The sequence below is a fragment of the Enterococcus sp. genome (assembly GCF_022711995.1).
Taxonomy (GTDB): Bacteria; Bacillota; Bacilli; order Lactobacillales; family Enterococcaceae; genus Enterococcus_D.
In genome coordinates this window covers 37,412-53,009 of record NZ_JALAHI010000041.1, presented here as the reverse complement: position 1 = coordinate 53,009, position 15,598 = coordinate 37,412, and the positions used below count along the sequence as shown (strand labels likewise).

Annotated in this window: 11 protein-coding genes; 10 read left to right on the top strand and 1 reads right to left on the bottom strand. The window is 43.3% G+C overall.

Features of this window, described 5'->3' with window-relative positions:
• The first annotated feature begins 12 nt into the window (after positions 1-12).
• The 4 genes from Q0A12_RS03980 to Q0A12_RS03965 all read left to right on the top strand — a co-directional run bounded on the left by Q0A12_RS03980 (position 13) and on the right by Q0A12_RS03965 (position 4,361).
• Positions 13-999 carry a LacI family DNA-binding transcriptional regulator gene (locus tag Q0A12_RS03980; protein ID WP_291291381.1) on the top strand — a complete coding sequence of 329 codons (987 nt, stop codon included), beginning with the start codon at positions 13-15 and terminating at the stop codon, positions 997-999.
• On the top strand, positions 996-2,390 hold the full coding sequence (locus Q0A12_RS03975; RefSeq protein ID WP_291291380.1) for a glycoside hydrolase family 1 protein: 1,395 nt from the start codon (positions 996-998) through the stop codon (positions 2,388-2,390). Before Q0A12_RS03980 ends, Q0A12_RS03975 begins: the two co-directional genes overlap by 4 nt.
• Before the next feature lie 262 nt (positions 2,391-2,652).
• Entirely contained in the window at positions 2,653-3,456 is an 804-nt protein-coding gene (locus tag Q0A12_RS03970) for an AraC family transcriptional regulator (protein WP_291291379.1), read from the top strand.
• The gene (locus tag Q0A12_RS03965) at positions 3,453-4,361 is read left to right on the top strand and encodes a DMT family transporter (RefSeq protein ID WP_291291378.1); all 909 of its coding nucleotides are present in this window, start codon (positions 3,453-3,455) and stop codon (positions 4,359-4,361) included. Before Q0A12_RS03970 ends, Q0A12_RS03965 begins: the two co-directional genes overlap by 4 nt.
• A gap of 196 nt (positions 4,362-4,557) precedes the next feature.
• Here Q0A12_RS03965 and Q0A12_RS03960 read toward each other — a convergent pair whose 3' ends face one another.
• Positions 4,558-5,727 carry an ROK family transcriptional regulator gene (locus tag Q0A12_RS03960; RefSeq protein WP_060814390.1) on the bottom strand — a complete coding sequence of 390 codons (1,170 nt, stop codon included), beginning with the start codon at positions 5,725-5,727 and terminating at the stop codon, positions 4,558-4,560.
• A gap of 249 nt (positions 5,728-5,976) precedes the next feature.
• Here Q0A12_RS03960 and xylB point away from each other — a divergent pair, with 249 nt between their 5' ends.
• The 6 genes from xylB to yicI all read left to right on the top strand — a co-directional run bounded on the left by xylB (position 5,977) and on the right by yicI (position 15,597).
• Positions 5,977-7,473: a xylulokinase gene (gene xylB / locus Q0A12_RS03955; RefSeq protein ID WP_291291377.1), complete on the top strand. Its 1,497-nt coding sequence runs from the start codon at positions 5,977-5,979 to the stop codon at positions 7,471-7,473.
• A gap of 85 nt (positions 7,474-7,558) precedes the next feature.
• The gene (xylA, locus tag Q0A12_RS03950) at positions 7,559-8,866 is read left to right on the top strand and encodes a xylose isomerase (protein ID WP_291291376.1); all 1,308 of its coding nucleotides are present in this window, start codon (positions 7,559-7,561) and stop codon (positions 8,864-8,866) included.
• Positions 8,867-9,106: 240 nt separating this feature from the next.
• Positions 9,107-10,573, top strand: a complete 1,467-nt coding sequence (locus Q0A12_RS03945) for a glycoside hydrolase family 1 protein (protein WP_291291375.1) — start codon at positions 9,107-9,109, stop codon at positions 10,571-10,573.
• A 19-nt stretch (positions 10,574-10,592) separates the two neighbouring features.
• Positions 10,593-11,996: a response regulator gene (locus tag Q0A12_RS03940; protein ID WP_291291374.1), complete on the top strand. Its 1,404-nt coding sequence runs from the start codon at positions 10,593-10,595 to the stop codon at positions 11,994-11,996.
• 440 nt (positions 11,997-12,436) lie between these two features.
• A complete protein-coding gene (locus tag Q0A12_RS03935) occupies positions 12,437-13,333 on the top strand; it encodes an ROK family protein (RefSeq protein ID WP_291291373.1) in 897 nt (298 codons plus the stop codon).
• Positions 13,330-15,597, top strand: coding sequence for an alpha-xylosidase (yicI, locus tag Q0A12_RS03930; protein ID WP_291291372.1), 2,268 nt, complete (start codon positions 13,330-13,332; stop codon positions 15,595-15,597). The genes Q0A12_RS03935 and yicI overlap by 4 nt, the downstream gene beginning before the upstream one ends.
• The last annotated feature ends 1 nt before the right edge of the window (position 15,598 follow it).

Below are 15,598 nucleotides of genomic sequence, written 5' to 3'. Positions count from 1 at the left end.
GAGTAGATTAGGATGGCGTCAATAAGAGATGTCGCGCAATTAGCAGGTGTTTCGGTAGGAACTGTGTCACGCTATTTGAATGGACAGCAACTGAAGCAATCGAATATGGAAAAAATTGCTTCTGCCATTGAAACTTTAGATTATAAGGAGAATATTATTGCTAAGGGTCTGAAAAATAACCGCAGCTTTTCATTAGGCCTTTTGATGAATAGTATCTCGAGTCGCTTTGGTTCTGAAGTTGTTTCTGGAATCGAAAAGGTTGCCGAGGAGAATGGCTATAGTTTGTTGCTTAGTGGATTTTCGAATAGTCCTAAAAAGAATGAAGAAAAAGTAGAATACTTGCTGAAACATGCTGTCGATGGCGTCATTGTTTTCTTGTCTGGTGAAGAATGCTCAGATATCATGAAACTCACACATATTCATGTGCCAATCGTATCTTTGAATAGTCCAGATATTGCCAATGTCGCCGATGTGCTCTTATTGAACGACCGTCAAAGTGTGTTTGACGTCATCAACCATTACTTAGCAGCTGGACACAAAAAAATCGGTTATCTTTCTGCACCAGAATCGGATTATACGGCGGGAGAACGGCTGTCTGGCGCACAAGCAGCTATGGCAAACAGTGACGCAGAAATGAAGATCGTGGTGGGGGACTACACAAGGCAAAGCGGTTATCGAGGTACCGAAGAATTAATCGCGTGGGGAGCAACTGCGATTTTTGTCAGCAACTACAACATGTCAGTTGGGGCCTTGGAATGCTTCAATCAAAAAGGATTGCGCATTGGTAAAGATATCGCTTTTGGTCATTATGATTATCTTTCTGAAGCAGAACAGAGCTTGTTGCCGCAAATCACTGTGAATCCGCCAGCAGAAAAAATGGGGGAAAAAGCTGCAGAACTTGTCTTAGAACGAATCAAAATGGGAAACACGGCCACTGAAAAGCAAGTGGTCTTAATGGAAAATCAACTACTAGGATTAGCGGAGGGAGCAGAAACATGAAGGTTCAATTTCCAGAAAATTTTTGGTGGGGTTCCGCAGCCAGCGGCCCGCAGACAGAAGGACGGGTAGCCGGAGACGGCAAAGGCGAAAATATTTTTGACTACTGGTATGCCAAAGAACCCGAAAAATTTTTTAACCAAGTAGGTCCTGACAAAGCATCGGAAGTTTATCTTAAATACAAAGAGGATGTCCAATTGATGGTTCAAACCGGCCATAACTCTTTTCGGACTTCGATTCAATGGAGTCGGTTGATTCCTGATGGAACAGGGGCAGTCAATCCCCAAGCAGTTGCTTTTTACAATGATTATTTTGATGAATTGATTAACAACGGCATCGAGCCTTTTATTAACCTCTACCATTTTGATATGCCGATGGCGTTGCAAGAAAAGGGTGGTTGGTTAGCTCGTGAAACGGTAGATGCGTATGCAGAATATGCCAAACAATGTTTCGAATTGTTTGGTGCAAAAGTCAAAAAATGGTTTACTCATAATGAGCCGATCGTTCCTGTTGAGGCGGGTTATTTGTATCAGCTGCATTATCCAGAAAAAAGCAATATGAAGCAGGCTGTTCAAGTTGGATTCAATGAAGCATTGGCTTCCGCTTTGGCGATCAAAGCTTACCATGAAAGCGGACAAACCGGGCAAATCGGGATTATCCTTAATCTGACTCCAAGTTATCCGCGAGACAGCAATAATCCAGAAGATGTTCGGGCAGCAGAAATCGCCGATGCCTTCTTCAATCGGTCGTTTCTTGATCCTGCGGTCAAAGGAATTTTCCCAGAAGAACTGGTGAAAATCGTGAAAGAATTAGACATGGTACCTAAGATGCAAGGGGATGATCTGGACATCATCAAAAACAACACCGTCGATTTGTTGGGAGTCAACTATTATCAGCCACGGCGAATCAAGGCGAAAGAAACACCGGTCGATTCTACAGCTACGCCGATGCCGGAAAATTATTTTGATGTGTATGATATGCCAGGGAAAAAAATGAATCCTTATCGTGGATGGGAAATCTATGAAAAAGGTATTTACGATCTATTGATCAACCTTCGCGATAACTATGGCAACCTGCCTTGCTTTATCTCGGAAAATGGCATGGGAGTTGAAAATGAGCAGCGTTTCTTAGGTGAAGATGGGATGATCCATGATGATTATCGGATTGAATTTGTTTCTGAACATTTGAAATATGTTCATCAAGCAATTCAAGAAGGCGCCAATTGTCTAGGCTATCATATGTGGACCTGCATGGACAACTGGTCGTGGACAAATGCCTACAAAAACCGCTACGGCTTTATCTCCGTTGACTTGGAAAATGATCGGCAGCGGACAATCAAAAAATCAGGACACTGGTTCAAACAAGTTTCTGAGAACAATGGCTTTGAAGGATGAGTCTTTCATGAATGCGCGATAGGATAAGCCAAACAGAGCAGATAGAATAGTTGAAGCAGATGAAGGGAGGTTTTCCCTTCATCTTTTTTTTTGACTGATAGGTGCTTGATCAGGCTGTGATCAGGGGTGCGAAGGAGGAAGCGAAGGAACTTAACAACGCAGCCAGTAGAAAAGCAGTTTAGTGAAAAAAACATGGAATATTTTACAAGAAATCGAAGGGTTCAATGCTAGAATAGTTAAATAGATAAAAAGGAGGTACAGAATGAAAAAGGTTCACTATGATGAAATGTTTGGAATTGAGGCCTATGCCTTAGAAAACTATCCAAAGAGCTTTCCGCTTCACTTTCATGATTATTATGTGGTGGGGGTTTTGTTAGAGGGAAAAAGGAGCCTGTATTGTGGAAAGACCCAAACCCTTGAAAAAGGCGATCTGAACTTATTCAATCCCTACCAGCCTCATAGTTGTCAAAGCATAGAGAACCAGTCAATCACCTACCACGCCCTTAACATTTCCAAGGAAATGATGGCCCATGCAGTAAAGGAAATCACCGGCAAAAACGAGTTGCCTTATTTCAGTCAGGTGATTTTACGAAACGACGGCTTAGGAGAATTAGTCGAGGAATTGTATCAAGCCATTCGTTTAAAAAAATCCTCTCTTTATCGGGAGGAATTGATTTTTTTGCTCATTGAACACTTGCTTACATACACGGCAGAAGGGTATCAGAAGGAAGCCATACGAAATGGTGGCTTAGAAGCTGTTTGCCACTATCTGCACCAGCATTACACAGCAGATATTCGCTTAACGGATCTTGTGGCATTGACCCATTTGAAAAAAAGTTCTTTCATTCATCAGTTTACAAAAAACTACGGCATGGCCCCTTATCGGTATCTCTTATCGATTCGAATCGCTGAAGCGAAGAAACTACTGGCAAACCAGCAGTCTGTAGCAGAAGTGGCGTTGATGACCCATTTTTCTGATCAAAGCCATTTCTCCAATGTATTCAAAAGCTTTATTGGGCTGACCCCGAAACAATATCAAAGAATGTATCAAAGGAGTATAGAATGAATCATTTATTGAAGAATCCGCATGTCACTGCGTTGATCACGGTTTTTTTCTGGTCAACGACGTTTATTGCAACAAAGCTGTTATTGATTGATTTTTCACCCACTGCAATATTGCTTGTCCGGTTCATCATTGGTCTTGCGGCATTGAGTGTGATTTCCAAGTTTAGTCTCGTACATTATCGTTTGTGGCAGCATCTATATTTGATGGCTGCCGGCATCTCCGGAGTTTGTTTTTATTTCTTTTTGGAGAACATCGCTTTAAGTTATACCAGTACATCGAATGTGGCGGTGATTGTTTCCATTTCGCCTCTTTTCATTGGTCTGGCTTCAGCTTTTGTGTATCAGACAAAATTAAAAGTAACCTTCTTTATCGGCTTTTTGCTCTCTTTTAGCGGCATTTTTTTGATTAGTTTTGTAGGAGATCTTTCCTTTCATCCATTAGGTGATTTCTTAGCCGTGGCAGCTGCCTTGATGTGGATGATCTACTCCCTATTGATCAAAAAAATCGCCAGTTGGGGGTACTCAGTGATCGATACGACGAAAGCAATCTTTCTCTATGGGATTCTCTTTATTTTGCCACTGTTTGTATTGACCAAGAGTTCGCTACCATTAGAAAAATTGCTTCAAACAGACAACTTGTTTTACCTACTGTTTCTTGGCTTAGGTGCTTCCGCGTTGTGCTTTGTCCTCTGGAATTATACCGTTGAACAGCTAGGCGCTGTCGTTGCCGGACTTTATATTTATTTGGTTCCTGTGACGACATTATTCGCTTCTTTTCTCATCTTGGGAGAAACGATCAGTTTTGTGAAATTAATAGGCGTGATCTTGACGCTATTGGGTCTTTTTGTTTCGGAAGGACAAAGAAAGTTTTCAATAAAAACAGTGAGATTAAAGGATCAGGAGTAGACAAACCGCGACTTAGCCAAGGCTCCTGTTCAATGATGATAGCGAGCGTGGGACAAAAGTGTTTTTTACTTTTGTCCCACGCTCTAGTGAATTGTTTATAAAAAGTCTTTCGGCTAGCGAAGAAGCACTATCTGAAGGACTTTGCTTTCACGCATTTCTTGAAGTGATTTTCGCCAATGTGAAAATCGTTTTTTCATTAGTGCCGGTGATCGATCGACGGAAAGCGAAGGTCCTCGATGTTCAGGAAGTGTTTGGCAACCAGAACATTTCCCCCAAAGAGAGGAGCTTGTTCGCCTAAACGACTAGTTTTGATTTTAGTATTTTGGGTAAACTGGCTGGTTAATTTTTGTTGCAACTCTGTAAGAAGAGTAGGGATTTTCCGATAAACTGAACTATTGATGTAGACTTCTTCAGGATCGAAAAAGGTGATGACATTGTTTAATCCAATACTGAGAAATTCAACATTTTGCCTTGCCAGTTCAATGGCAGACTTCTCTCCTGAATGAACAGCTTCCGCAAAAATATCCGAATTGACAAAGTCTTTTTTTGTATAGTGACTGTAGGTATCAAACAACACTTTATTGGAAGCATATTGCTCTAAACAGCCGCGATTTCCGCAAGGGCAGAGGTTGCCGTGGGGAAATAAGGTAGAATGACCGACTTCACCGGCGGTTCCATGAGTGCCTGTCTGCAAACGACCATTTACGATAATGCCAACACCGATTCCGCTATGGATACTGACACTGATCAAATTGGTTGAATCAGAAGAAAAACAATATTCGCCCAAAGCTGTTAAGTTTGCTTCATTTTCAATATAAACGGCGGTATTGTATTTTTGACTTAGAGGGGTGATCAAATCGATCCCTTCCAAATCGTAATAAGGGGTAAAGGTGATCGTTTCCTGATTGACGATGCCATGGATCGCTAAACAGATACCAACCAGACCATGAGTGGCAGACGGCATTTGCGGAGTGAATTCCTGCATGATCGAGTCAATGGTGGTGAATACATTGTCTTTGGTGATCAAGATATCTTGTTTTTCTGCAGTAGCAATTTTCTGGCCGTTGATATAGGAAAGCATCCCGTTGACATAATTGTAGCCAATATCAAAAGTAACCGCTAAGCTGCTTTGATGGTCAAATTGAAGTTGGATCGGTTTGCGGCCACCGATAGATGTGGAATCACCAATTCCTACTTCTTTGACAAACTCGGTTTCGATCAATTTTTTCATGATTTGAGAAACAGAGGCTTTGTTCAGATTCGTTAGATGTGAGACTTCCGCTCTTGAAATATGTTCGTTATCAATGATGGTTTTTAGGACGGCAGCTTCGTTCTGCTCGCGAATGCCCATTTTATTAATAATCATACGCTCTCCTTTTTGATCTATCATAGTGTTAGTTTACCGTGCAAATTAATATTGTGCAAGTTTATCTTTATTCCTTAAAATAGAACTCGTATAAGGGGAAAAAAAGTAAACAAAGGTTTGAAAGCGCTTGACAAAAACCAGCTAGTCGTTTACTATCCAATTAGTTAGTTTTTTAAGCAAATTAACCTAAATATTGTGATCACATATCCGTAAACGATGAAAAAATTATTATCAGCAAAGGAGAATGATATGGCTTATTTACTAGGACTGGATCTAGGGACGAGTTCCTTGAAAGGGTTGGTTTTTGATCAATCGGGGCAGCTTATCAATACAGCTAGCGCCGATTATCCATTGACATCCCCACGACCAGGATATAGCGAGCAAGATCCGAATCATTGGCGCCAAGCGGCCCAGACAGTTATTTTTGAGTTGCTCGACAAAATCCCTGAATTGCGTAAAGAGTTGATTGGTATCAGTTTTTCAGGTCAAATGCATAGCTTAGTTTTACTCGATGAAGAAAATACGGTGATTCGTCCGGCAATATTATGGAATGATGTGCGTACGACGAAACAATGCCAACGAATCATGGAAGAAATGCCGGAGATTCTTGCTATCACCAAAAATGTTGCGTTGGAAGGCTTCACATTACCTAAAATTTATTGGGTGCAAGAACATGAGCCGGAGAACTGGCAGCGAGTTCGTCATTTGATGTTACCGAAGGATTTCTTGGCTTTATGGCTATCGGGTACTTACTCCATGGACTATTCGGATGCGGCAGGAACATTATTGCTGGATAGTGAGCAGAAATGCTGGTCGACAGAAATCATCAATAAGTTTGCTATTCCCGCAGAGATCTTACCAACACTATTTGAATCTGCGGAAGAAGTGGGCACATTGGTTCCTGAATTACAAGCAGCATTTGGTTTTGAGCAAGAAGTTAAAATCTTTGCCGGTGGTGCGGACAACGCCTGTGCCGCATTAGGATCAGGGATCATCGATGAAGGCATTGGAATGGTATCGATTGGAACCAGCGGTGTATTCCTATCTTTTGAAGAACAAGAGGTTGATTACCAAGGAAAATTGCACGTGTTTCATCATGCCGTTGCCAAAAAGCACTATTCGATGGGGGTCACATTAGCTGCTGGCAATTCATTGAGCTGGTATCGTGATACATTTGCTGAAGGGGTCGATTTTTCCGAATTGCTTGCTGATGTGGAGGAAGTTTCACCGGGAGCGGATGGCCTTTTATTTACGCCTTATATTGTTGGCGAACGAACACCTTACACAGATAGCACGATTCGAGGCAGTTTCATCGGGATCGATACCCACCATCGACGTCGACATTTCAGTCGCGCCGTGTTAGAAGGCATCACATTTTCTTTGAAGGACTCGCAACTGATCATGGAAGAAACCGCCAAACGCAAGTTTAGCAAAATCGTCTCTGTTGGCGGCGGTGCGAAAAATAAAGCTTGGCTGCAAATGCAAGCGGATATTTTTGATGCTGAGATCACGACATTAACAACGGAACAAGGACCAGGGATGGGCGCAGCCATGTTAGCAGCTATCGGCAGTGGGTTATATCCGGATGAAGCTGCGTGTGTAGAAGCTTTTGTGAAGTATGGTCCAGTGATCAAACCAGTGAAAGAAAACGTGGCAGAGTATCAGCGTGTATATGCCATCTATCAAAAAGTGTATCCGCAAACGGCACCTTTGTGTCGGGAACTGGCTGCTCTTCAACCCGAGTGAGTCTTAAAAACAGGTTTTACGAAACTTATTTTTCATAAGTAAGTTAGTTTATCACACTAAAAAACTACAAAATGGAGGAAACAAAATGAGTTATTTCCCAACGATCGATAAAATCCAATACGAAGGTCCTCAAACTGAGAATATGTTTGCGTTTCGTCACTATGACGCAGAAGAAGTCGTGCTAGGCAAGAAAATGAAAGATCATTTGCGCTTTGCAATTGCGTATTGGCATACCATGACCCAAGATGGATCAGATCCTTTCGGTGCACCAGTCAACAAACGGACGTGGGTCGGTGAAACGGAGATGGAGACTGCCAAAAATCGTGTGGAGGCATTCTTTGAAATTTGTGAAAAACTAGGGGCAGAATTTTTCTGTTTCCACGATGTGGATGTGGCACCAGCTGGCGAAACTTTAGAAGAGTTTTTCCAAAATCTAGATGAGATCACCGATTTGATCAAAGAAAAGATGGAGCAAACAGGAATCAAATTGCTATGGAATACTGCCAATATGTTTTCGCATCCTAGATTCAACAATGGAGCTGCGTCAACGAACAATGCCGAAGTTTATGCCATTGCTGCAGCACAAGTCAAAAAAGGACTGGACATCTCCAAAAAATTAGGCGGCGAAAACTATGTCTTCTGGGGTGGTCGTGAAGGCTACGAGACATTGTTGAACACAGACATGAAATTTGAACAAGACAATATTGCCCGTCTGTTTAAAATGGCGATTGCCTACGGTGAAAAAATCGGTCATAAACCGCAATTCTTATTAGAACCTAAACCAAAAGAACCATCGAAGCACCAATATGATTTTGATGCTGCAACGACAATGGCCTTCATTCAGCATTATGGTTTGGAAGGCGACTTCAAGTTGAATCTTGAAGCCAATCATGCCACATTGGCTGGTCATACCTTTGAACATGAGATCGCAGTTGCTCGCAGTTATGATGCACTAGGATCACTAGATGCCAATCAAGGAGATATGCTGCTAGGCTGGGATACGGATGAGTTTCCAACAAACGTCTTTGATTCAACCCTTGCTTTGTATGAAGTGTTGGAAAATGGCGGCATCGCACCGGGAGGAATCAACTTTGATTCTAAAGTTCGCCGTTCTTCTTTTGAAATGGAAGACTTGTTGTTGGCGCATATTGCTGGGATGGATACCTATGCCCGGGCATTAAAAGCCGCAGCGAAGTTAAAAGAAGATCGCTTCTTTGACGAATTGAAAGAAAAACGTTATGCCTCATTTAGCGAAGGAATCGGCGCGAAGATCGTGGCAGACCAAGAAGATCTTGAAAGCTTGACGGATTACGCGTTGGCCCATGACCAAGTGGAGTTGGAATCTAGCCATATTGAATACGTGAAATCTCGTTTGAATGATTACTTGTTCTAATGAACTGGGCTGTGACATAAGCCAAAACAAGTGATAAATCCAATGATATCAGAGAGGTCCCTGGGACATTGCTTTCAGATGGCGATCGACCAAGACCTCTCTGTCATTGGGAAATCCTTGTTCAACTTATGCTGCAGTCTTTTTTTCAAAGTGGGAACGAAATTCTGTTGTTTCTGAGTAAGAATGTGCTACGATAAAATGTAACCGATTTAATAAGGTTGTTGAGGAGGATAATAAACCATGTTTCACAGCAAATTAGATCCTTTCCCGACAGATTTTTTGTGGGGAGCTGCATCGGCCGCTTATCAAGTCGAAGGCGCGTGGGATGCCGATGGCAAAGGACCATCCATCTGGGATACCTATTCACAAATTGCCGGTAATACTTTTGAAGAAACCAATGGCAAAATCGCGATTGATCATTACCATCGCTACAAAGAAGACGTGGCACTGATGAAACAGATGGGACTAAAAGCCTATCGTTTTAGTGTGGCTTGGTCACGTATTTTGCCAGAAGGAGAAGGGGCTGTCAACGAGGCTGGATTACGCTTTTACGAAGATCTGGTGGATGAATTGCTGGCTCATGACATTGAACCTGTTTTGACACTATACCATTGGGATCTGCCTCAAGGGTTACAAGACCGCTACCAAGGGTGGGAAAGCCGCCAAACAGCAGAGGCTTTCGAGAATTATTGCCGTATTTTATTTGAACGACTAGGGGAAAAAGTGACGTATTGGGTGACCATGAATGAACAAAATGTCTTCACAGCTCTCGGTTACCGCTGGGGAGCTCATCCACCAGGAATCAAAGACTTAAAGCGAATGTACGCCGCAAATCATATCATCAATATTGCCAATGCTAAAGCCATTCATTTGTTTCATGAAATGGTACCCCAAGGAAAGATTGGACCCAGTTTTGGTTATGGACCGATGTATCCTTTTAGTTGTGATCCAGAAGATGTATTAGCTGCCGAAAATGGCGAAGCCTTCAACAACGCGTGGTTTTTGGATGTTTACTGTAAGGGGCAGTACCCCAAATTCGTGTACAAGCAATTAGCAAAACTTGGAATTGCGCCGGAAGTTACTTTAGAAGACCAGCAACTCATGAAACAGGCAAAACCAGACTTTCTGGGGATCAATTATTATCATGGGGGAACGGCACAGCAAAACCAGTTTCAAAAGCAGCAAACCGCCAAAAAAGAATTTTCAAAAGTCGATCCTTACCTAATGCAAGCGACGTCTGATGCGCTGGCACCAGAAGAAAATATGTTTGCTACAGCTGAAAATCCTATGCTGAAAAAAACGGATTGGGGTTGGGAGATCGATCCGGTTGGTTTTCGGGTCGCACTGCGCCGCATCCAAGCCAACTACGATTTGCCGATTTTTGTAACGGAAAATGGCTTAGGGGCGCTTGATCAGCTGTCAGACTGCCAGATCCATGATTCCTATCGAATCGATTATCTGCAAGAACACCTTCTCGAATTACAAAAAGCGATCACCGATGGTGTGGATATGATTGGCTACTGTGCTTGGTCTTTCACCGATCTGTTGAGCTGGCTGAACGGATATCAAAAACGCTATGGCTTTGTCTATGTCGATCGCGACAATCAGCAGGAGAAGCAGTTAGCAAGAATTCCAAAAGACAGTTTCTATTGGTATCAAGAAGTGATCCGCACAAATGGGGCCAGCTTGCAGCAAAACGAGAAGTAGACGAAAGTGGAGTGAGAAGATGCGTAAGGTATTGATTGTCGATGATGAGGTTTCGATCCGCAACGGACTGCCGTTGATCATCAACTGGGAAAGCTATGGGTATCAGATCGTCGGATCGGCAGAAAACGGTGAGACCGGACTGGCAATGATTCGTGAATTGAAACCCGACGTAGTGATTGCCGATATTCGGATGCCCGGGAAAAATGGCCTAGATATGGTAGCCGCCGCCAACGAAGAAGGATTCTCGTTTTATGCGATCATTTTATCCGGCTATTCCGATTTTGATTATGCGAAACAAGCCCTTCAGTTAGGGGCAGTGACTTATTTGTTAAAGCCGATCGATGAGGAAGAACTGATTGCCATTTTAACGAAAATTGATCAAAGAGCGAAAAGCGATCAGCAGAAAAACCAGAAAAGTCAGCTGATGGAAAAACTTTTCGGAGGCGATTCCACCGGGGTCAAACACGCTCAAGCAATCAAATTATTGCGTCTTGCAGAAGAGACGGATCCTCATCTGCTGATCGAGAAACTCCAACAGCAAGTCGGCCAAGTAGTCTCACTGATCCACCGCCACCATTGTTATCTCGTATTATTAAATGAAGAACGTTTCCCAGATGAGACGATCGATCAGTGGTGCCGAAAAGTATTAGGGCAGCGCGAAGTCTTGATCTCTCGCTGGTTTGCAGCACAGGAAAGTTTAAAACCGTTGATGGTGGATATCCAGACATTAAGCAAGCTGATTTTTTTATACCCCAATCAAGTGATTTCCCATCATGTCTTGGAAAAAAGTCAAGCAGAACCCCAGACGCCGCGGGGGGCACTAATGGAGGCAATTTTAGCCAACCAGCCCCTCGCAGAACTTTTGACAGGCTACTGGCAGAATTTTTATCAGACATTGGCGTTGGAAGACGCCATCAAATGGCAAGTCAACGGGGATGTGGAATGGCTCTATCATCAAATCATTGAAAAGGTAGCACTGGACATTCCTTGGGATTCAGAAGCGTTGCATCAACAAATATTTCTAGCGCAAACCTTCCCGATGTTGCAAACCGTCATCACAGACAAACTTCATCAATTGAAGGAGGCGGTCGCCAATCGCTTCAATCAAGTGGATATCATCACTGAATTGATCCAGTATACAAAAAAGCATTATCGGGATGATTTAACGTTGAAAAAAATTGGTGAGATTTTCAGTTACAACAGCGCCTATTTAGGAAAAAAATTCCGCAAAGAGACCGGTAAAAACTACTTGGCATTCTTGGATGAAGTGCGCATGGAAAAAGCCGTGGAAATATTGCGGCATTCTAATCTAATGGTCTATGAAGTAGCCGAGTTGGTGGGCTACAGCAACGTCGATTATTTTTATAAAAAATTCAAACAGTACCATCACGTTTCTCCCAATGAATTTCGTAAGCAAGAATAAACAAGAGGAATCAGATAGATGAAGCAGAGGTTGCACAGTGGTCAGATTCAAGAAATAAGAAGGGATTTCCAAAAATTATTTTCCAAATTTTTGTGAGATTTTGGTTTATTTCCGAAGAAGTTACTTCTAACCGTTTATTCGAAAAGGGACTGTGGCATAAGTCTCCGACAAGTAACATCCGAACAGTAACTAGTATTGCTATAGATTCCTCGTCGCAAAAGTCCGAGGAATCCACAGTAATAGACTATGATTCGGTTTCACTTGTTGGATGGTGACTTATGGCACAGTCCTTCTTTCTTTGTCTTTTCTGTGAGTGTCCAATTGTCTGGCTGACCTCTATTTTTTAGGGTAAGAAAGACTAAATTATTTGGTAGGCGTTCAATCTTCCCTTTTGTATAATTTAAATGAACGTGTAAGCGCTTTTTGAATGGAGGGATGAAATGGAAAAAGGGGAGCTGTGTTTTGATGTAGGGGGAACCTATATCAAGTACGGGGTGTTTGACCGCAAAGGACAGTGGCTTGAGCGGGGGAAATTTCCGACACCGAATGAGACGATGGACGCTTTTTTTGCTGCTTTGGTCACAAAAATCACTGAAGTCGAAGAAAAAATAATTGTTACCGGAATCGGACTAAGTTTTCCGGGGTTTATTGATCCCACAAGTGGCGTTGCAATCATGGCAGGTGCGCTGACGCCCCTCCATGGCTGCAATATTTTGCAAGAACTGCAGCAGCGGTTGTCGACCCATTACCCGATTTGGATCGAGAATGATGCCAACTGTGCGGCGTTAGCAGAACTGGCTTTTGGAAATGCGAAAGAAGTGCAGGATTTTGTTTTGCTTACATTGGGAACTGGCATCGGTGGTGCATTGATCCAAGACCGAAAAATCATTCATGGCGCAGGTTTTCGCGCCGGGGAATTCGGCATGATGATCACCGATTTTCAAACGTCTTCTTTCAAGACATTGCATGATCTCGCTTCGACTAGAGGTCTGATCGATGCCTATCGGCGGGAAAAACAGATTCCAGCAGAGCAGCCGATTCTCGGAGAAAAGATCATGGAGGAATGGCAGGAACCAGAGACGCAGCGAATCATCACCCATTGGGCTGATTATGTGGCATTAGCCGTATACAATCTCGCCGTTACCATGAACCCAGAAAAGATTTTGATTGGCGGTGGAATCAGTACAGAACCACGGCTGCTCCCATTGATCCAAGAGGCACTGAACAAAAATCCCCATTGGCCAGATTTTTCAGTACCCATTGAAACGTGTTTGTACCAAAACGATTCAGGATTGTTAGGCGCACGATATTTGATTGAACAAGGAGGAAACGCATGAAATTTTCAGATGGCGGATGGTTATTCCGTGAAGGATATGAAGTGAGATTTGCTGTTCATGTCTATGATGCACACAAACTGGAGGATAAATTAGTCCTCTATATGCCTTACAGCTATGTCGGACATAAAGGAGCGACGTTGGACGGTGGTCTGTTGACCATGGAAATCACGACACCACGAAGCAATATCATTGGCGTCACCATGTACAATTACAAAGGCGTCCAAGCAAAAGCACCGGAATTTGACTTATTCACCGAGGCAGTCGATCCAGTGATTACCGAGGAAGAGGCTTCTTATTCGTTTCAATCCGGCGATCTGCGGGTGGTGATCACTAAAGGCGAAACGCTTTCCACCGATTTTTACTACAAAGGGCAGTTGATCACCCAAAGCAAACCTCGAAGCAAAGCTGTAGTGATCGATCCTAAAGGCCACACCCATATTAGTGAACAATTGACTCTAGGCGTGGGAGAAACCATCTATGGGTTAGGGGAACGATTTACGAATTTTGTTAAAAACGGCCAAAGTGTTTCAATCTGGAATGCTGACGGCGGCACAGGGACGGAACAAGCCTATAAAAATATTCCCTTTTATTTAAGCAATAAAGGCTATGGTATTTTTGTCAATTCACCGGATCGAGTGGAATTTGAGATCGGTAGTGAAAAGGTTTCACGGGTCCAGTTCAGTAATCCCGGACAATCGATCCAATACTTTGTGATTGCTGGTGACGACATGAAACAAGTTATCCAGCGGTATACCGATTTAACTGGAAAACCGTCTCGGCCACCAGCTTGGTCCTTTGGTTTGTGGTTGAGTACGTCATTCTTAACAGACTACGATGAACAAACCGTCACCTCATTTGTTGATGGCATGGCGGAAAGAGATATTCCACTGGAAGTCTTCCATTTTGATTGTCTCTGGATGAAGGAATACGAATGGTGCAACTTTACTTGGGATGAGCGAACATTTCCCGAGCCGGAAAAAATGCTGCAGCGACTAAAAGCGAAAGGACTAAAGATCTGTGTCTGGATCAATCCTTATATTGGCCAAAAATCGCCGCTTTTCGATGAAGGTATGGCCAATGGTTATTTCTTGAAACGAGAGAATGGCGATGTCTGGCAGTGGGACAAATGGCAAGCCGGATTAGCCGTGGTAGACTTCACCAATCCAGAAGCAGTGACTTGGTATAACAGTAAATTACGCGCATTGCTGGCAATGGGGGTGGATTGCTTCAAGACCGATTTCGGTGAACGAATCCCTACAGATGCCGTTTACTATGATGGCTCTGATCCGGAAAAAATGCACAATTACTATGCGTATTTATACAACCAAGTGGTTTTTGATCTGTTGAAAGAAGTCAAAGGGCCAGAGGAAGCCATCGTCTTTGCGCGAGCTGCTTCTGTTGGTTCCCAACGATTGCCGGTCCATTGGGGCGGGGATAGTACCTCCGATTACCCTTCAATGGCGGAATCGTTGCGGGCAGGATTATCTTTTGGTCTGGGAGGTTTTGGCTATTGGAGTCATGATATTTCCGGATTTGAAGCGGGATCCACTCCGGATCTTTATAAACGTTGGACACAATTTGGTTTGCTTTCCTCCCATAGCCGCTACCACGGCAGTTGGGAATACAAAGTGCCATGGGTCTACGATGAAGAAGCCGTGGCCGTGTCGCGGGCCTTTACGAAACTAAAACTGTCACTGATGCCCTATTTGCAAGCACAGTCGGTGTTGACAGCCGCGACAGGCGTGCCGATGATGCGGGCGATGGTTTTGGAATTTCCTGAAGATGAAATGACCCATCAATTGGATCGCCAGTATATGCTAGGAGAAAACCTCTTAGTTGTGCCAATTTTTAATGAGGAAGGAAGGGTTTCTTTCTATGTACCCAAAGCTTCTGGCAACTGGATCGACTTTTTGACCGGTAAAGCTTATCAAGGAGGCCAATGGTATCAAGAGACCGTTGACTACTTCCATCTGCCATTACTGGTTCGGCCAAACCAAATCATCATTGAAGGCCACGATCAGTCGCAAGCGGTCTACGATTATACGCAACAGCCAATCATTCACCTATTCGATTTGCAGAGCCAGAGCTCAGCAGAGGTCTATGATCATTTAGGGCAACAGGTGGGAGCTGTCAAAGTAGTCAAGAAACAAGAAACCATCGAAGTTGAACTCACAGGGATCCAGCAAGCAGAATTGCGGATTCATACGGCAGCAGGTATGCGAGCCTATTCCCTTACTGCAAATTCAACAACCATCAAGGAGTAGT